This is a genomic window from Dechloromonas hankyongensis, from assembly GCF_022012295.1.
GTDB classification, from domain to species: Bacteria; Pseudomonadota; Gammaproteobacteria; order Burkholderiales; family Rhodocyclaceae; genus Azonexus; species Azonexus hankyongensis.
In genome coordinates this window covers 1,538,295-1,557,090 of sequence record NZ_JAKLTN010000001.1, presented here as the reverse complement: position 1 = coordinate 1,557,090, position 18,796 = coordinate 1,538,295, and the positions used below count along the sequence as shown (strand labels likewise).

At 59.6% G+C, this 18,796-nt stretch carries 18 protein-coding genes and 1 tRNA gene; 1 reads left to right on the top strand and 18 read right to left on the bottom strand.

Going from position 1 to position 18,796, the window contains the following annotated elements; genetic code table 11:
• Positions 1-4: 4 nt before the first annotated feature.
• From nuoH to rlmE, 15 genes are all read right to left on the bottom strand, one after another.
• Positions 5-1,054 carry an NADH-quinone oxidoreductase subunit NuoH gene (nuoH, locus tag LZ012_RS07400; protein WP_275709138.1) on the bottom strand — a complete coding sequence of 350 codons (1,050 nt, stop codon included), beginning with the start codon at positions 1,052-1,054 and terminating at the stop codon, positions 5-7.
• A complete protein-coding gene (gene nuoG, locus LZ012_RS07395) occupies positions 1,055-3,391 on the bottom strand; it encodes an NADH-quinone oxidoreductase subunit NuoG (protein ID WP_275709136.1) in 2,337 nt (778 codons plus the stop codon).
• A gap of 45 nt (positions 3,392-3,436) precedes the next feature.
• On the bottom strand, positions 3,437-4,765 hold the full coding sequence (gene nuoF, locus LZ012_RS07390) for an NADH-quinone oxidoreductase subunit NuoF (protein WP_275709134.1): 1,329 nt from the start codon (positions 4,763-4,765) through the stop codon (positions 3,437-3,439).
• Positions 4,765-5,238: an NADH-quinone oxidoreductase subunit NuoE gene (gene nuoE, locus LZ012_RS07385; RefSeq protein WP_150427514.1), complete on the bottom strand. Its 474-nt coding sequence runs from the start codon at positions 5,236-5,238 to the stop codon at positions 4,765-4,767. Before nuoE ends, nuoF begins: the two co-directional genes overlap by 1 nt.
• A complete protein-coding gene (locus tag LZ012_RS07380; RefSeq protein ID WP_275709132.1) occupies positions 5,238-6,491 on the bottom strand; it encodes an NADH-quinone oxidoreductase subunit D in 1,254 nt (417 codons plus the stop codon). Before LZ012_RS07380 ends, nuoE begins: the two co-directional genes overlap by 1 nt.
• Positions 6,484-7,089 carry an NADH-quinone oxidoreductase subunit C gene (locus LZ012_RS07375; RefSeq protein WP_275709130.1) on the bottom strand — a complete coding sequence of 202 codons (606 nt, stop codon included), beginning with the start codon at positions 7,087-7,089 and terminating at the stop codon, positions 6,484-6,486. Before LZ012_RS07375 ends, LZ012_RS07380 begins: the two co-directional genes overlap by 8 nt.
• 19 nt (positions 7,090-7,108) lie before the next feature.
• Complete coding sequence (locus tag LZ012_RS07370; RefSeq protein WP_011286715.1) at positions 7,109-7,585, bottom strand: NuoB/complex I 20 kDa subunit family protein; 477 nt, start codon at positions 7,583-7,585, stop codon at positions 7,109-7,111.
• Between the two features lie 9 nt (positions 7,586-7,594).
• Positions 7,595-7,969, bottom strand: a complete 375-nt coding sequence (locus tag LZ012_RS07365) for an NADH-quinone oxidoreductase subunit A (protein WP_275709651.1) — start codon at positions 7,967-7,969, stop codon at positions 7,595-7,597.
• A 62-nt stretch (positions 7,970-8,031) separates the two neighbouring features.
• Positions 8,032-8,116 (bottom strand) — tRNA-Leu (locus LZ012_RS07360).
• A gap of 53 nt (positions 8,117-8,169) precedes the next feature.
• Positions 8,170-8,541, bottom strand: a complete 372-nt coding sequence (secG, locus tag LZ012_RS07355; RefSeq protein WP_275709128.1) for a preprotein translocase subunit SecG — start codon at positions 8,539-8,541, stop codon at positions 8,170-8,172.
• An 11-nt stretch (positions 8,542-8,552) separates the two neighbouring features.
• Positions 8,553-9,302: a triose-phosphate isomerase gene (tpiA, locus tag LZ012_RS07350; protein ID WP_275709126.1), complete on the bottom strand. Its 750-nt coding sequence runs from the start codon at positions 9,300-9,302 to the stop codon at positions 8,553-8,555.
• An 86-nt stretch (positions 9,303-9,388) separates the two neighbouring features.
• Complete coding sequence (gene glmM / locus LZ012_RS07345) at positions 9,389-10,741, bottom strand: phosphoglucosamine mutase (protein ID WP_275709123.1); 1,353 nt, start codon at positions 10,739-10,741, stop codon at positions 9,389-9,391.
• Entirely contained in the window at positions 10,738-11,574 is an 837-nt protein-coding gene (gene folP, locus LZ012_RS07340; RefSeq protein WP_275709121.1) for a dihydropteroate synthase, read from the bottom strand. The genes glmM and folP overlap by 4 nt, the downstream gene beginning before the upstream one ends.
• 55 nt (positions 11,575-11,629) lie before the next feature.
• Positions 11,630-13,510 carry an ATP-dependent zinc metalloprotease FtsH gene (gene ftsH, locus LZ012_RS07335; RefSeq protein ID WP_275709119.1) on the bottom strand — a complete coding sequence of 627 codons (1,881 nt, stop codon included), beginning with the start codon at positions 13,508-13,510 and terminating at the stop codon, positions 11,630-11,632.
• Between the two features lie 54 nt (positions 13,511-13,564).
• The gene (gene rlmE, locus LZ012_RS07330) at positions 13,565-14,182 is read right to left on the bottom strand and encodes a 23S rRNA (uridine(2552)-2'-O)-methyltransferase RlmE (RefSeq protein WP_275709117.1); all 618 of its coding nucleotides are present in this window, start codon (positions 14,180-14,182) and stop codon (positions 13,565-13,567) included.
• 32 nt (positions 14,183-14,214) lie between these two features.
• On the opposite strand from rlmE, the gene yhbY reads away from it, so the two are divergent.
• Positions 14,215-14,568, top strand: coding sequence for a ribosome assembly RNA-binding protein YhbY (gene yhbY, locus LZ012_RS07325; RefSeq protein WP_275709115.1), 354 nt, complete (start codon positions 14,215-14,217; stop codon positions 14,566-14,568).
• Here the strand turns inward: yhbY and LZ012_RS07320 are convergent, their stop codons facing one another.
• The 3 genes from LZ012_RS07320 to carB all read right to left on the bottom strand — a co-directional run bounded on the left by LZ012_RS07320 (position 14,569) and on the right by carB (position 18,788).
• On the bottom strand, positions 14,569-15,030 hold the full coding sequence (locus tag LZ012_RS07320) for a DUF4149 domain-containing protein (protein ID WP_275709113.1): 462 nt from the start codon (positions 15,028-15,030) through the stop codon (positions 14,569-14,571).
• A 6-nt stretch (positions 15,031-15,036) separates the two neighbouring features.
• Positions 15,037-15,513: a transcription elongation factor GreA gene (gene greA / locus LZ012_RS07315; RefSeq protein ID WP_275709111.1), complete on the bottom strand. Its 477-nt coding sequence runs from the start codon at positions 15,511-15,513 to the stop codon at positions 15,037-15,039.
• Between the two features lie 68 nt (positions 15,514-15,581).
• Entirely contained in the window at positions 15,582-18,788 is a 3,207-nt protein-coding gene (gene carB / locus LZ012_RS07310; protein ID WP_275709109.1) for a carbamoyl-phosphate synthase large subunit, read from the bottom strand.
• Positions 18,789-18,796: the final 8 nt, after the last annotated feature.

Genomic DNA, 18,796 nt, shown 5'->3' with positions numbered 1-18,796 from the left:
CTCCTCACTTCCAGATATTCAGCGGCGACATCATCCAGACGCCGACAACAACCAGCCAGATCAGACAGATCGGCACAAACACCTTCCAGCCCAGACGCATCAACTGGTCATAGCGGTAACGCGGGAAAGTCGCGCGGAACCACAGGAACAGGAAGAGGATCGCCGACATCTTGGCGAACAGCCACAGGATACCGTCCGGCAGGAAACCAACCGGAGACAGCCAGCCACCGAGGAACATGATGGAGGTCAGCGCGGCGACCAGAATCATGTTGGCGTATTCGGCCAGGAAGAACACCGCGAAGGCCATACCGGAATATTCGACGTGGAAACCGGCAACGATTTCCGACTCGCCTTCGGCCACGTCAAACGGTGCGCGGTTGGTTTCAGCCACGCCGGAAATCAGATAAACCAGGAACATCGGGAACAACGGCAACCAGTTCCAGGACAGGAAGCTCAAGCCCCAGCCGGCGAACATCCCGTGATCCTGGATCTTGACGATTTCCACCAGGTTCAGGCTGTTGGAAACCATCAGCACGCAGATCAGCGAGAAACCCATCGAAATTTCGTAGGAAACCATCTGGGCTGCGGAACGCATGGCGCCGAGGAAAGCGTACTTGGAGTTGGAAGCCCAGCCAGACAGGATGATCCCGTACACCCCCATCGAGGTGATGGCCATGATGTACAACAGGCTGGCATCGATGTTGGCCAGGACCAGGCTATCGGTAAAAGGAACCACAGCCCAGGCAGCCAGTGCGGGAGCGATTGCCAGCATCGGAGCGATGACGAAAATCCCCTTGTTGGCGGTAGCCGGAACAATAATTTCCTTCATCAGCAGCTTCAGGCCATCGGCGATCGGCTGGATCAGGCCCCACGGACCGACGCGGTTGGGACCGATACGGACCTGCATGTAACCAATGACCTTGCGTTCGAAGTAGGTCAGGTAGGCGACGCCAAGCATCATCGGCGCAACGATCAGGACAATTTTGACCAGAGCCCATACCGCAGGCCAGGCACCGCCAAAAATGCCTTGTCCGAAATTCATCAGTGCGTCCATTTATGCACGCTCCACGGAAATCGAGCCGAACATGTCGCCCAGCATCGCAGTACTCGCATGTGCCGCGGCGACACGAACACAACCGGCCGGTACGCTGTTATCCAGCTTGGCGGCCAGAACAGCCTCACCCAAACCTTGCTTGACCCGAACCTGCCCCTTGTCAGCGACGCCGACCTGGCTCAGGGTTTGCTCATTCATGCGAGCGGTCGGCGCGACCGAGTCGGCCGTCTGCTGCAGCGCCGGAGCGCGGCGAGCCATCGGATCGGCGAAGTTGATCGGCACATCGGCAATCCGCTGCAGGCCATTCGCAGCAACCGCCGGCGCGACGATGGAAACACCGTTGAGCTCATTGCTGAGGCCGGAGACAAATTCAACCGCCTTGCCGCCGAGCACCTCGTCGCGAACCTCTTCGCTAGAGGCGTAGGCAAAGCCGTCCAGATTGAGAACGTTGCCCAGCACGCGCAGGATCTTCCAGGCCGGACGTGCATCGCCTCGAGCCTTGGCCACCCCGTTGAAGCTTTGGGCACGGCCTTCGGTATTGACGAAGGTACCCGAGGTTTCGGTAAAGGGTGCAATCGGCAGCATAACGTCGGCGTACTCCAGCGCCGGAGCGTGTTTGAAGGCCGACATATAGACAACTAGGCTGGCCTGCTTGAGTGCGCCGAGCGCCAGTTGCGGATTGGCGCAATCGAATTCCGGTTCGATGCCCATCAGCACGTAGGCCTTGCGTGGCTGCTCGAACATCTGGCGAGCGTTGGCACCGGACGGCAACGCCCAGGACAGGTGAGCACCGACGGTGTTGGCACCTTCGCCGAGGAACCCGACGGTGGCACCGGTCAGCTTGCCCAGTTCCAGAGCCAGCGCATGCAATTGGGTAGCATCTGCCGACTGGGTTGCCGCGTTGCCCAGGAAGACAGCACGCTTCTCGCCATCGACCAGGCTTTGTGCAATCTTCTTGCTGGCATCGCAAACAACAACGTTTGCTAAAGCAGCCGGGACAGCAGCGCCCTTGATCTCGGCGGCAGCCTTGACCACGGCGGCCAGCGCAGTGGCTAGCGCGGCCGGAGCAACGGTGATGCGGGCGTGCAGATTGATCAGTTGATCGTCGCCGGCAACGTCGAGCAGGCTGACCTTGGTAAATTTTTTGGCCGCTTGCCGCAGGCGTTGGGCGATCAGCGGGTGATCCTTGCGCAGGAAGGAACCAACCACCAGAGCACCGTCCAGATCCTTGATCTCGGCGAGGCGCATACCCAGCCACGGCGCGCCGGCGCGCTTGAAGTCGGACGAAAAATCGCTCTGGCGCGGACGGAAATCGGTATTGCCGCTGCCCAAGCCCTTCATGACCTTGCCGAGCAAGAACAGTTCTTCAACGGTCGAGCTTTGTGCGGCCAGCGCGGCAACCGAATCGCCGCCATTTTCGCGGGCGACATCCTTCAGACCGTGTGCGACGTAATCGAGTGCAACGTTCCAGTCGACTTCCTTCCATTCACCGCCCTGCTTGACCATCGGCTTAGTCAGACGCTCATCGGAGCTCAGGGACTGATAGGAAAAGCGCTCCTTGTCGGAGATCCAGCATTCATTGACGGCTTCGTTTTCACGCGGCAGAACGCGCATCACGTTGTCGTGCTTGACCTGAACGACCAGATTGGCACCGACGGAATCCTGCGCGCTGATCGACTTGCGGCGCTGCAGTTCCCAGGAACGGGCGGTGTAGCGGAAAGGCTTGGAAGTTAGCGCACCGACCGGGCACAGGTCGATCATGTTGCCGGACAGCTCGGAATCCACCGAACGACCGACGAAAGTCATGATTTCCGAGTGCATGTTGCGGTTGGCCATGCCGAGTTCCATGATGCCACCGATTTCCTGACCGAAGCGGACGCAACGGGTGCAGTGGATGCAGCGGCTCATTTCTTCCATGGAGATCAGCGGACCGACGCTCTTGTGGAAGACAACGTGCTTTTCTTCGGTGTAACGGCTCTTCATCGGGCCGTAGCCGACCGACATATCCTGCAACTGACACTCGCCACCCTGGTCGCAAATCGGGCAATCCAGCGGGTGATTAATCAGCAGGAATTCCATCACCCCCTTCTGCGCCTTGACGGCCAGTTCGGAGTGGGTGAATACCTTCATGCCGTTGGTCACCGGCGTTGCACAAGCCGGCAACGGCTTCGGCGCCTTTTCCACCTGCACCAGACACATCCGGCAGTTGGCGGCGATCGAAAGTTTCTTGTGGTAGCAGAAATGCGGAATGTAAACACCAACCTGCTGCGCGGCGTCCATCACCGTGCTGCCGTCGGGCACTTGCGCCTTTTTGCCGTCGATCTCGATTTCTAGCATGTCGCTACCTTGTAGCCAGTTTTTTCGTTACTAACCCGCGGCCTGTCAGGCCGGAATCTTGTGGAAGCCGCTGCCCGCCCATTGCACATCCTTGGGAACCAGACAGGTCTTGTTTTCGATGTGGTACTCGAATTCCTTGCCGAAGTGCTTGATGAAGCTCTGCACCGGGAAGGCTGCCGCGTCACCGAGCGCACAGATGGTACGGCCGGCAATATTGCCGAGTACGCTGTTCAGCAGATCCAGGTCTTCGGGCTTGCCCAGACCGTTCTCGATGCGATGCACCACCTTGTACATCCAGGCCGTACCTTCACGGCAGGGCGTGCACTGGCCGCAGGACTCTTCGTGGTAGAAGAAGGACAGACGCTCCAACGCCTTGACCATGCAGACCGTCTCGTCCATGACGATGACTGCGCCCGAACCCAGCATCGAACCGCCCTTGCTGATCGAGTCGTAGTCCATGGTGCAGTCCATGATCACTTCGCCGGGCATGACCGGAGCCGACGAGCCGCCGGGGATGACCGCCTTCAGCTTGCGGCCGCCACGCATCCCGCCGCACATTTCGAGCAGGGTCGAGAACGGCGTGCCGAGCGGAATTTCATAGTTGCCCGGGCGATTGACGTGGCCGGACACCGAGAATAGCTTGGTGCCGCCGTTGTTCGGCTTGCCCAGATTGAGGAACTCTTCGCCGCCCATCTTCAGGATGAAGGGGATGGAAGCGAAGGTTTCGGTATTATTGATCGTCGTCGGCTTGCCGTAGAGACCAAAGGAAGCCGGGAACGGCGGCTTGAAGCGCGGCTGGCCCTTCTTGCCCTCGATCGATTCGAGCAGCGCGGTTTCTTCACCGCAGATATAGGCACCGTAGCCGTGGTGGGCAAACAGTTCGAAATTGAAGCCGGAGCCGAGAATGTTCTGGCCGATGAAGCCGGCAGCGCGCGCTTCGTCGAGCGCCTCTTCGAAGCGCTTGTACTCGAGCCAGACTTCGCCGTGCACGTAATTGTAACCGCGGTTAGCACCCATCGCGTAGGCGGCGATGGCCATGCCTTCGATGACGGAATGCGGGTTGTAACGCATGATGTCGCGGTCCTTGAAGGTTCCCGGCTCGCCTTCGTCGGTATTGCAGACGACGTACTTGTCGCCCGGGAAGGAGCGCGGCATGAAGGACCACTTCAGGCCAGTCGGGAAACCGGCGCCACCACGACCACGCAGCACGGATTTCTTGACTTCGCTGATCACGTCTTCCTGGGTCATCTTGCTCTCCAGGATGCGTTTCAGCTGCGCATAGCCGCCACGGGCGACGTAATCCTTCAGATGCCAGGTGTTGTCACCGTCCAGACCATCCATCAGGACGCCGTTGATCGAACCAAGCATTGCCATTATTTGCACTCCTCAAGCAGCTTGTCGATCTGTTCCGGGTGCATGTGGCTGCACATCGAGCGGTTGTTGACGATGAAAACCGGCGCATCACCGCAGGCCCCCATGCACTCGCCTTCCTTCAACGTGAACTTGCCGTCTGCCGTCGTTTCGCCGTAGCCGATGCCGAGCTTCTTCTGGACGTATTCGCCGGCATGGTAGCCACCGGAAAGCGCGCACGGCAGATTGGTACAGACCGTGATCTTGTACTTGCCGACCGGCTTCAGGTCGTACATGTTGTAGAAGGAAGCGACCTCGTACACAGCCATCGGGGCGATGCCGAGATAATCGGCAACAGCCTCGATGGCCTCGGAAGGCAACCAGCCCTTCTCTTCCTGGGCGTGAGCCAGACAGGACATGGTGGCCGACTGCTTTTGATCAGCCGGGTACTTGGCGACTTCGCGCGCAAATTTCTGGAGGGTTTCAGCGGAAAACATCAGCGGTCAATCTCGCCAAAAACGATATCTTGGGAGCCGATGATCGTAACGACGTCGGCAATCATGTGGCCACGGGACATTTCATCCAGACCGGAAAGGTGGACGAAGCCCGGCGCCCGAATCTTCATGCGGTACGGCTTGTTTGCACCATCGGAGACGAAGTAGATACCGAACTCGCCCTTCGGATGCTCGACGGCAGCATAGGCTTCGCCTGCCGGGACATGAATGCCTTCGGTAAAGAGCTTGAAATGGTGAATCAGCTCTTCCATGTTGGTCTTCATGTTTTCACGCGGCGGCGGAGCCACCTTGTTGTTGTCGGTGATCACCGGGCCGGGATTCTTGCGCAGCCAGGCAATACATTGCTTGATGATGTTGTTCGACTGGATCATTTCTTCCATGCGAACCAGGTAGCGGTCATAGCTGTCGCCATTGACGCCGACCGGCACATCGAAATCGATCTTGTCGTAGGCAGCGTACGGCTGCTTCTTGCGCAAATCCCAAGCGATACCCGAGCCGCGCAGCATGGCGCCGGTGAAGCCCATCTGCAAGGCACGTTCCGGCGTCACGACGCCGACATTAACCAGACGCTGTTTCCAGATCCGGTTGTCGGTCAGCAGGGTGTGATATTCGGAATGGTAGGTCGGAAACCGATTGGTGAAATCCTCAAGGAAGTCGAGCACTGAACCGCTGCGGTTCTCATTCTTCTCGCTCGCCTTCTTGGCATTGGTCCAGGTCGATTCCTGATACTGCGGCATGCGGTCCGGCAGATCGCGATAGACGCCACCCGGACGATAGTATGCAGCGTGCATCCGGGCACCGGAAACCGCCTCATAGACGTCCATCAGGTCTTCGCGTTCGCGGAAGGTGTACAGCGCCATGGTCATCGCACCGACGTCCAGGGCGTGACAGCCGATCCACAACAGGTGGTTGAGGATACGGGTGACTTCGTCGAACATGACGCGGATGTACTTGCCACGCTCCGGCACCTCGATGCCGAGCAGCTTTTCAGTTGCCAGACAGTAGGCATGCTCGTTACACATCATCGACACGTAGTCGAGACGATCCATGTACGGCACGGACTGAACCCAAGTGCGGGTTTCCGCCAGCTTTTCGGTGGCACGGTGCAGCAAACCGATGTGCGGGTCGGCGCGCTGGACGACTTCGCCATCCAACTCGAGCACCAGACGCAAAACGCCGTGCGCCGCCGGGTGCTGCGGACCAAAGTTCAGGGTGAAATTGCGGATATCAGCCATGTGCCGGATCCCCGTAGGTATCTTCGCGCACGATGCGCGGGGTGTTTTCGCGAGGCTCGATGGTCACCGGCTGGTAGATCACGCGAGCCTGATCCGGGTCATAACGCATTTCGACGTGACCGGAGATCGGGAAATCCTTGCGGAAAGGATGACCAATGAAGCCGTAGTCGGTCAGGATGCGACGCAGATCGTCGTGACCAACGAAAGCAATGCCATAGAGATCGAAGGCTTCGCGCTCGAACCAGTTGGCCGTGGACCAAACACCGGTTACCGAATCGACCGACGGAAAGCTCTCGTCATCAGCAAAAACGCGAACGCGCAAGCGGATGTTCTGTGACACCGACAGCAGATGAACAACGACAGCGAAACGCTGACCTACCCAGGCACCGTCGCCATAGGTCGAGTAATCGACGCCACAAAGATCGATCAACTCTTCGAAACGGAAGTCCGCCTCATCGCGCAGCGCAGTCATCACGCCGAGATAGTCGGCAGCACCGACTTCAATGGTTACTTCACCGAGCGCCAGCTTCAGAGACTTTACTTTGTCGCCGAAATGCTTCTGCAGGTTCTCACTAAGCGTTTCCAGCTTGGCAGACATATTCGATCAGCCTTGGCAATTAACGAGCAATGGTATTGGTACGGCGTATCTTGTTCTGCAACTGAATGATCCCGTAGATCAGCGCCTCGGCGGTCGGCGGACAGCCCGGCACATAGATATCAACGGGAACAATGCGGTCGCAGCCACGCACCACGGAATAGGAGTAGTGATAATAACCACCACCGTTGGCACAGGAGCCCATGGAAATAACCCAACGCGGCTCGGCCATCTGGTCATAGACCTTGCGCAGTGCCGGTGCCATCTTGTTGGTCAGGGTACCCGCCACGATCATCACGTCGGACTGACGCGGGCTCGGGCGGAACACGACACCAAAACGGTCAAGGTCATAACGGGACACACCCGCATGGATCATCTCGACCGCACAGCACGCCAGACCGAAGGTCATCGGCCACAAGGAGCCGGTGCGCATGTAGTTGATCAGCTTGTCAGCCGTCGTGGTGACGAAGCCTTCCTGAAGAACGCCTTCAATAGCCATATTCGAGCCTTATTCCCATTCCAGCGCGCCCTTGGCCCAGGCATAGATATAGCCGATGACCAGAATGGCAACGAATACCAGCATTTCAACAAAACCGAACATCTTGATCGATTCTGTCGCCACAATGTCTTTGAAGATCGTCGCCCACGGGAAAAGGAAGGCAACTTCAAGGTCGAACAGAATGAAGAGAATGGCAATCAGGTAATAACGCACATCGAACTTCATGCGCGCATCTTCGAATGCCTCAAAGCCACACTCGTAAGGAGAGAGCTTTTCCGGGTCCGGACGGCTAGGAGCGAGTATGAAACCCATTGCAACAGGCAGAACGCCAATCGCAACCCCCACCAGAACGAACATCAGGATTGGAAAGTAGTTTTCCATGATCCGCCGCCAATATTCAGTTTCTTGTTCGAAACAGCGTACCCGCAGGCCACTGCCCCAGTTTTTGGTGCCGACGGCGAGACTCGAACTCGCACAGCTTGCGCCACTACCCCCTCAAGATAGCGTGTCTACCAATTTCACCACGTCGGCACGTATTTTTGACTCACCCGGCGAGGACTTCATGCCCGGCAAGTATCCCTGCGTTACTTCGGTATATCTTTCGCCTTGGAGCCTGCATCAGCAGGCGCTGCCGGCGCTTCGCCCCCCGCCGTAGCCGGCTGCGAAACAGACTGCGATTGTACCGGTTCTTGCATCAGACTGCCAGTCGTTTTTGGCTTATTGGAACCAATATAGGCCAAGGTCAGACTGGTCACGAAAAACACGGCAGCCAGAATACCGGTGGCGCGACTCAGGAAATTGGCTGAGCCGGTGGCGCCAAACAGGCTACCGGAAGCACCACTACCGAAGGCCGCGCCCATATCGGCACCCTTGCCGTGCTGCATCAGCACCAAGCCGATGATGGCGACCGCCACCAGGATATGGATCGTCAGGACGAGAGAAAATAACCAGTTCATGTATCAGCCTATCAATTTGCCGCCCGGCAAATTGCCAGGAAATCATCCGCAACCAAGGCAGCGCCGCCGATCAACCCGCCATCGACATCCGCCTGCCCAAACAATTCAACCGCGCTTTGCGGCTTCACGCTACCACCGTACAAAATGCGCAAACCGCCTGCTACCACAGCATCGAGCTCCGCCACTTGGCGACGGATCGCCGCATGCACTTCCTGAGCCTGCTGCGGCGTAGCGGTAACCCCCGTACCAATCGCCCAGACCGGCTCGTAGGCGATCACCGCCAAAGCCAGGGCCGACACGCCGACCACCTCGAGCACCGCCGACAACTGCCGGGAGACCACCTCGGCCGTTAGGCCGGACTCGCGCTCGGCCAGGGTTTCGCCAACACAGAGCACCGGGGTCAAACCCGCCTTCTGCGCGGCGACAAACTTTGCGGCAACGACCGCATCACTTTCGCCATAGAGGGCTCGCCGCTCCGAATGACCAACCAGCACATATCGGCAGCCAAAATCCTGCAGCATGGAAGCGGAAACTTCAGCCGTATAGGCACCGATCGCATGCTCGCTGACCGACTGCGCCCCCCAAGCCACCGCGCTGCCGGAGAGCAACGCCTGAGCCTGAGCCAGATAGGGATAGGGTGGACAAACCGCCACGTCGCACGCCAAGTCAGCCACCCCAGCCTTGACCTGCGCAAGCAGCGCTGCATTCTGCTGGAGACTGCCGTGCATTTTCCAGTTACCAGCGACTAGCTTTTTGCGCATAGGTGCAACGATTCGGTTGACGAAAAACTTTTGGATTATAGCGACTTGGCGATTTTTCGGTCAATACAAAGCTGCCTGCCAGCGACCTACTGCGCCGACTCCCTGACTACGGCAGCCAGCTTTTCAGCCGCATCAAGAACCTCCGCGGCATCATCGCCTTCGACCATGACCCGGAGCAGCGGCTCGGTTCCCGATGCCCGCAGAAGGACACGGCCACGCCCAACCAAGCGCGTTTCGGTATCCGACAACGCAGAATTGATCGCCGGGTGATCCTTCCAGGAAAAGCCACGCACCACCGGCACATTGATCAGTTTTTGCGGATACAGCACCAGACCACCCAGCAGCGATTTCAGATCGCCGCCCGACTGGCGGAGCGCCGCCAGGACCTGCAAGGCGGCAACGATGCCGTCACCGGTCGTATGGCGATCCAGGGCGAGAATATGGCCGGAGTTTTCGCCGCCGTAGTACCAACCCTTTTCGTTGAGCATCTCGACTACATAGCGGTCGCCGACCGCAGCGCGCGCAAAGGGGATGCCAAGCTTACCCAGGGCATGCTCGAGGGCCAGATTGCTCATCAGGGTACCGACAACGCCCTTGACCGGCGCCAGACTGGCACGGCTACGCACGATGGCGTAAAGCAACTGGTCACCGTCGTACAGATTGCCTTCGGCGTCGACCATCTGCAGGCGATCCGCGTCGCCATCTAGGGCGATGCCGAGATCGGCACGATTAGCCAACACCGCTTCGCACAGCGCCTTCGGTGCAGTGGCACCCACCGCATCGTTGATATTCAGACCGTTAGGCTGAACGCCGATGGTCACCACTTCGGCGCCCAACTCGTGGAAAACGCTGGGCGCGATGTGATAAGCGGCGCCATGCGCGCAATCGACGACGACTTTCAGACCGCGCAGATCGAGATCATTGGGAAAGGTGCTTTTGCAGAATTCGATATAACGTCCGCGCGCATCCTCGATCCGTCTCACCCGCCCCAATTCGGCCGGAGGAGCGCAGACCATGGGCTCGTCAATGCCCCGCTCGATCGCATGCTCGACGTCGTCCGGCAGCTTGGTACCTTGTGCCGAAAAGAACTTGATGCCGTTATCGTAGTACGGGTTATGCGAAGCCGAAATGACGATGCCGGCCTGCAGGCGCAAGGCGCGGGTCAGATAGGCCACCGCCGGCGTAGGCAGCGGCCCGACCAGGCAAACTTCCACCCCGGCAGCCGAAAAGCCGGCCTCAAGGGCTGATTCGAGCATGTAGCCGGACAGCCGGGTATCCTTGCCGATCAAGACCGCCGGGCGCTCGCCGGCCGGCATTTCGCTGCGTCCGAGCAAGACCTTGCCAGCCGCATAACCCAGACGCATCACGAAATCCGGCGTGATGGGCGATTGACCGACGCGGCCGCGCACACCATCGGTACCGAAGTATTTTCTGCTCATTTGGAATCTCCCTGTTCGATAGCCGCCCATACCGCCAAGGCATCCCGGGTAGCGGCGACATCATGCACGCGCAATATTTTCGCACCTTTTTGGGCCGCCATGAGGGCCGCGGCAACACTGGCCGCCTGGCGCTGCTCGACCGGACGCCCGGTTATCGCGCCGAGCATGGACTTGCGCGACACACCGACCAGGAGCGGCAAGGCTTCAGCCGTCCACTCGCTCAAGACCCGGAACAGCGCCAGATTGTGGCCCAGCGTCTTGCCGAAGCCAAAACCCGGATCCAGCACCAGCCGTTCATTGGAGATGCCGGCGGCTCGACAACGATGCACCATGTCCGTGAGAAAGGCACGCACCTCGCCGACCACATCATCGTAACTGGGCGCCTGCTGCATAGTGCCCGGCTCGCCCTGCATATGCATGACGCACACGGCGCAATCGCTGCCAGCCACCGCATCAAGCGCTCCCGGACGAGTCATGCCGGTAATGTCGTTGATCATCGATGCGCCAGCCTCAAGGGCCGCCCGCATCACTACCGGTTTGTAGGTATCCACCGAGACCGGGACTCCCCAAGTCGTAATCTCGCGCAGAACCGGGATCAATCGGCACAGCTCCTCGTCTTCCGGCGTTGGAATGGCTCCCGGACGCGACGACTCGGCACCGATATCGAGAATATCCGAGCCGGCTTCCAACTGCTCACGTGCGTGGCGTATGGCTTGATCGACACTGCCCACCAAGCCGTCGCCGGAAAAGGAGTCAGGGGTCAAATTGACGATCCCCATGATCAGGGGGCGATCAAGCGCCAAGCGGAACTGGCCGCACTGTAATTTGGTCATGGCAAAAACAAAAAAGGCCGGGAGATGATCCCGGCCGGATTGATGGCAGTGGGGCTCAGGCCGGCGCCGCGGCGCTCGGTTCCGCACCCGGCGTATCGTTCGAAGCGGCAGGGCGCGACGAGCTTTGCGACGGCTTCGGTGGACGCGGCGGTTTGCCGCCCATGATGTCGTCGATCTGCTCGGCGTCGATGGTTTCCCATTCCAGAAGCGCCTTGGTCATCGCCTCGACCTTGTCGCGATTATCTTCCAGCAACTGGCGCGCCAAGGCGTACTGCTGGTCGATGATACGGCGGATTTCGGCGTCGACCTTCTGCATGGTCGCTTCCGAGACGTTCTTGTGCTGGGTCACCGAACGGCCGAGGAAGACCTCGCCGTCGTTTTCCCCATAGACCATGACGCCCAAGTCGGACATCCCGTAGCGCGTCACCATGTCACGGGCCATCGCGGTTGCCCGTTCGAAGTCGTTCGAAGCACCGGTCGTCATCTGGTTCATGAACAGTTCTTCGGCGATACGGCCGCCAAACAGCACGGCGATGCGGCTCATCAGATATTCACGGTCATAGGCGTAGCGATCTTGCTCGGGCAACTGCATAGTCAGGCCCAAGGCGCGGCCGCGCGGAATGATCGTGACCTTGTGCACCGGGTCGGATTTCGGCACCAGCTTGGCTACCACGGCATGGCCGGACTCGTGGTAAGCGGTGTTCATCTTTTCGTCTTCGGTCATGACCATGCTGCGGCGCTCGGCGCCCATCATGATCTTGTCCTTGGCCATCTCGAAGTCGTCCATATCGACCAGACGCTTGTTGCGGCGGGCGGCGAACAGCGCCGCCTCATTGACCAGGTTGGCCAGGTCGGCACCGGAGAAGCCCGGCGTGCCGCGCGCAATGACGTCAGCCTTGACGTCGCCGGCAATCGGCACCTTGCGCATATGCACCTTGAGGATTTCCTCGCGGCCGCGGATATCCGGCAGCGGCACGACAACCTGGCGGTCGAAACGGCCCGGGCGCAACAGCGCCGGATCAAGGATGTCCGGACGGTTGGTCGCGGCGATGACGATGATCCCGGTGTGGCCTTCGAAGCCGTCCATCTCGACCAGCAGCTGGTTCAGGGTCTGCTCGCGCTCGTCATTGCCACCACCGAGGCCGGCACCGCGATGGCGGCCAACGGCATCAATTTCGTCGATGAAGATGATGCACGGGGCGTGCTTCTTGGCATTCTCGAACATGTCGCGAACGCGGGCGGCACCAACACCGACGAACATTTCCACGAAGTCCGAGCCGGAAATACTGAAGAACGGCACTTTGGCCTCGCCAGCGATGGCCTTGGCGAGCAGCGTCTTGCCGGTACCCGGATTGCCGACCATCAGCACACCCTTGGGAATGCGACCGCCGAGTTTCTGGAATTTGGAGGGATCGCGCAGGAAGTCGACGATTTCCTGGACTTCTTCCTTGGCCTCGTCGCAACCGGCGACATCAACGAAGGTAATCGTGTTCTGGGCTTCGTCTGTCATGCGCGCTTTGGACTTGCCGAACGAGAAGGCACCGCCCTTGCCGCCACCCTGCATCTGGCGCATGAAGAAAACCCAGACGCCGATCAACAGCAGCATCGGGAACCAGCTGACGAAGATGTTCATCAGGAAGGACGGCTCCTCTTCCGGCCGCGCCTCGATCTTGACACCATTCTTCAGGAGGTCGGAAACCAGCCACAGATCGGGCGGCGCGTAGGAGGTAATGCGCTTGCCCTCGGTCGTCGTTGCCTTCAGTGTGCGGCCTTCCATGACTACCTTGGAAATGCGGCCGGCCTTCACTTCTTCGATGAACTGCGAGTATTCGACTGCACCGGTCGCAACCTGACGGTTGTTGAACTGATTGAATACCGTCATCAGCACCAAGCCGATGACCAGCCAGATTGCGAGGTTTTTGAACATGTTGTTCAAGCTTGCTCTCCTTCTACAGCGTCGAGCGATAAAAATGCCATTCTAAACAAACTCTCAGCGTAATGCTCGGCCCAGCAAATAAAGCTCAGGGCTACGATCGCGCGAAGCATCCGGTTTCCGCACTGCGACAGTCTTGAACGTTTCCCGCATCGAGCGCAGAAAAGTCTCATAATCGGACCCTTGGAAAACTTTGACCAGAAAAGCGCCATCCGGTTTCAAATGGGCCCGGCAAAACTCCAGCCCCAGTTCGGCCAAGTGCATGACACGCGCCTGATCGACCAAGGGTACACCAGACATATTGGGGGCCATGTCCGACATTACAAGCCCCACCCGACGGTCGCCGAGCTTTTCTTCCAGCTGCTGGAGCACCTCTTCTTCGCGGAAATCGCCCTGGATGAAATGAACGCCATGAATTGGCTCCATTTCGAGCAGATCAAGTGCAAACACCAGTCCTTGGTCGCCGACGCGCTTGACTGCCACCTGCGACCATCCGCCGGGCGTTGCCCCAAGGTCGACCACGACCTCGCCGCGCTTAAGCAGCAGATCCTTGTCGTCGATCTCCATCAACTTGAAGGCGGCCCGCGAACGCCAACCCTCTTTCTTGGCCAATTGGACGTAGGGGTCATTGATGTGCTCGCGCATCCAAGCTTTGCTGGTTCTGGTTCTCTTCATTCGGTAAAATGCCGTTTTTGAAAGGTTATTCCATGCTGCAATTATCGTCTGCCCAGCGCCGCGAACTGCGCGCCCAGGCACACAACCTGAATCCAGTCGTCTCGATCGCCGAGAACGGCCTCACCGAAGGCGTCCTCAAGGAAATCGACAACTGCCTGAAGGCGCACGAACTGATCAAGATCCGTGTCTATGGCGACAGCCGTGAAGACCGTATCGCGTATTACGAACAGATCTGCGCCCAACTTGAGGCAGCGCCGGTCCAACACATCGGCAAGCTGCTGGTCGTCTATCGCCACTGCCCGGAAAAAGCTGCCGCCGAAGCCAAGAAGAACGCCCCTGCCCGCACTTCTGCCCCCCGCCGTACCAAGCGCAGCCACCAGGGCTGATTACTTCAGTCCGCGCCCGCTCCACACCACCAGCCACAGGCCCAGCAGACTCTGCACCAGGTAGAGAATGCTGGATATGCCGTGCCACGCGGCAAAACGGTCGCGCAGCACGCTTTCCATCACTTCCCGCGGCAGGGCATCGGCCTTCAGCTGCGCCATCAGCGGCTGGATGCCAAACTGGCTGGCCGCAGTCAGCAAACCCATCAGCAAAACCAGCCAGAAGATCGCGCTCCTAAAAAACCCGGCGCCTGAACGGGTCACTGCAAAAACAATCAGGTAGGCCGCGCAGCCGAGGCCTATCCAGCCCACCAGGGCAAACAGCTTGCCGGCCACCATGCCGGCCAATTGCCGGTCGCCCAGACTGGAAAAAAGAACGGGCGCCGCGAGGTAGCCGATGGCCCACAAGCCGCCGACCCACAGCGCAATGGCAATCAGGTACAGTGCTTCGGCAAGGCGGCGCATCGCTGCTTATTCGTAGCGGACGTCGATCAGTTCGTATTCGCGCATGCCGCCCGGGGCCTGAACCTGGGCGATATCGCCGGCGTACTTGCCGATCAGCGCTCGGGCCACCGGCGAATTGACGGAAATTTTGCCGTTCTTGATATCGGCCTCGTCTTCACCGACGATCTGGTAGGTGACGCTGTCGCCGCTATCCTGGTCTTCCATCTCGACGGTTGCACCGAATACGCAGCGGCCGTCGGCATCGAGCATTTTCGGATCGATGATCTGGGCGTTCGACAGCTTGCCTTCGACTTCCTGAATGCGCCCTTCGATGAAGCCCTGACGCTCCTTGGCAGCATCGTATTCGGCATTTTCCGACAGGTCGCCATGCGAACGCGCTTCGGCAATCGCCGCCACGACGTTCGGGCGTTCGATGGTTTTCAGGCGGTGCAGTTCTTCACGCAGTTTTTCTGCACCAGTCACGGTCAGCGGTACTTTGCTCATTGTTTTTTCCAGCAAAAGCAAAACCGCCGGCGCCCGAAAAAGGGGCTACCCGGCGGTTCCGGTTGGTTTTAGTGAAGCTGCGAATGCAGCGTCTGGATTGGATAGACCACAAGCTCACCCAGATGGCGGATGCCTTCGGCCGCGGCTTCCGCACCCCAGATCGTCGTGTACATGGTCACCCGGGCCTGCAGGCCGGAAGTACGGATCGAACGCGAATCGTTGATCGCCCCGCGTTTTTCTTCCACGGTGTTGATGATCAGGGCGATTTCGTCGTTCTTGATCATATCGACAACATGCGGCCGACCTTCGGTCACCTTGTTCACCTGCTGCACCGGCAAACCGGCCGCCTCGATGGCGTGTGCCGTGCCGCGCGTCGCCGCCAACTGGAAGCCGGCGTCGTGCAGATGGCGTGCGATCTCGATGGCCTTGGCCTTGTCGCTGTCCTTGACCGACAGGAAGACCTTGCCCGAGACCGGCAATTTGACACCAGCGGCCAGCTGCGACTTGACGAAGGCTTCGGCGAAGGTATTGCCGACGCCCATGACTTCGCCAGTGGACTTCATTTCCGGACCCAGAATGGTATCGACGCCCGGGAACTTGACGAAGGGGAAGACCGCTTCCTTGACCGAGAAATACGGCGGAATGACTTCCTTCGTGACGCCCTGATCCTTCAGGCTACGCCCCGCCATACAGCGGGCAGCGATCTTGGCCAGTTGCAGGCCGGTCGCCTTCGAGACATACGGCACGGTCCGCGAGGCGCGCGGATTGACTTCCAGCACGTAGACGTCGTTTTCCTTGATGGCGAACTGGACGTTCATCAGGCCACAAACGTTCAGGGCCTTGGCCATCAGCTTGGTCTGGCGGCGCAGTTCGTCCTGCACGGCAGCGGACAGCGAGTACGGCGGCAGCGAGCAGGCCGAGTCGCCGGAGTGTACGCCGGCCTGTTCGATGTGTTCCATGACGCCGCCGATGATCACTTCTTCGCCATCGGACAGGGCATCGACGTCGCACTCGACGGCATCGTTCAGGAAGCGGTCGAGCAACACCGGCGAATCGTTGGAAACCTTGACCGCTTCGCGCATGTAGCGCTCGAGGTCCTTCTGCTCATGAACGATTTCCATGGCCCGGCCGCCCAGCACATAGGACGGACGGACGACCAGCGGATAGCCGATTTCCTGCGCCAGACGCAGGGCATCTTCCTCGGTACGGGCAGTACGGTTGGGCGGCTGCTTCAGCCCGAGATCGTGCAACAGCTTCTGGAAACGTTCGCGGTCTTCGGCGATGTCGATCGATTCCGGCGTCGTGCCGATGATCGGCACGCCGTTGGCTTCCAGCGCCAGCGCGAGCTTGAGGGGGGTCTGGCCGCCGTACTGGACGATGACGCCGACCGGCTTCTCGATGGCGCAGATTTCCAGAACGTCTTCCAGGGTCAGCGGCTCGAAGTACAGACGATCCGACGTATCGTAGTCGGTGGATACGGTTTCCGGGTTGCAGTTGACCATGATGGTTTCGTAACCGTCTTCACGCATGGCCATGGCGGCATGCACGCAGCAGTAGTCGAACTCGATACCCTGGCCGATGCGGTTCGGACCGCCGCCCAGCACCATGATCTTCTTCTTGTCGGTCGGCTGGGCCTCGCACTCGTCCTCGTAGGTCGAGTACATGTAGGCGGTACCAGTGGCGAATTCGGCAGCACAGGTGTCGACGCGCTTGTAGACCGGACGCACCTTCAGTTCGTGGCGACGCTCGCGGACAGCGGCTTCGCTCGTCTTGGTCAGGTGGGCCAGACGACGATCAGCGAAGCCTTTGCGCTTCAGATAGCGCAGTTCTTCGGCGCTCAGCGAGGCCAGTTCGCGCTTTTCGATCTGCAGCTCGAGGTCGACGATTTCCTTGATCTGGACCAAGAACCACGGATCGATCTTGGTCAGTTCGAAGACCTTCTCGACGGTCATGCCGACGCCGAAGGCATCGGCGACGTACCACAGGCGGTCCGGCGACGGACGGGCCAGCTGCTCGTCGATGGTTTCCGGATCGACCGACTTCAGGTTGAAGCCGTCGACGCCGACCTCCAAGCCGCGCAGGGCTTTCTGCAGCGATTCCTGGAAGGTGCGGCCGATGGCCATCACTTCGCCGACCGACTTCATTTGCGTGGTCAGCGTCGAATCGGCCTGCGGGAATTTCTCGAAGGCGAAACGCGGCACCTTGGTGACGATGTAGTCGATCGACGGCTCGAACGAGGCCGGAGTCTTGCCGCCGGTGATGTCGTTGGACAGTTCGTCGAGCGTGTAGCCGACCGACAGCTTGGCGGCGATCTTGGCGATCGGGAAGCCGGTGGCCTTGGAGGCCAGGGCCGACGAACGCGACACGCGCGGGTTCATTTCGATGACGATCATCCGACCGTCCTTCGGGTTGATCGAGAACTGCACGTTGGAACCACCGGTATCGACACCGATTTCGCGCAGCACGGCGATCGAGGCGTTGCGCAGGATCTGGTATTCCTTGTCAGTCAGCGTCTGAGCCGGGGCGACGGTGATCGAGTCGCCGGTATGGACGCCCATCGGATCGAGGTTTTCGATCGAGCAGATAATGATGCAGTTGTCCGCCTTGTCGCGGACCACTTCCATCTCGTATTCCTTCCAGCCGAGCAGCGATTCTTCGATCAGCAACTCATTGGTCGGCGAAGCCTCGAGACCACGCTTGCAGATGGTCTCGAACTCTTCCATGTTGTAGGCGATGCCGCCGCCGGTGCCGCCCAGCGTAAAGGACGGACGGATAATGGTCGGGAAGCCGATAGCGGCCTGCACCTGATAGGCCTCTTCCATGCTGTGGGCGGTGGCCGACTTGGCGGAACCGAGACCGATCTTGGTCATCGCATCCTTGAACTTCTGGCGGTCCTCGGCCTTGTCGATCGCTTCCTTGGAGGCGCCGATCAGTTCGACGTTGAACTTGGCGAGCACGCCTTCGCGGTCGAGGTCGAGCGCGCAGTTCAGGGCGGTCTGGCCGCCCATGGTCGGCAGCAGCGCATCCGGACGTTCCTTCTCGATGATCTTGGCAACCACCTGCCAAGTAATCGGCTCGATGTAGGTGACGTCGGCCATCTCCGGGTCGGTCATGATGGTCGCCGGATTGGAGTTGACCAGGATGACCTTGTAACCCTCTTCGCGCAGGGCCTTGCAGGCCTGTGCCCCGGAGTAGTCGAATTCGCAGGCCTGACCGATGATGATCGGGCCGGCGCCAATAATCAAAACACTCTTTATGTCTGTACGTTTCGGCATTTCTTTAC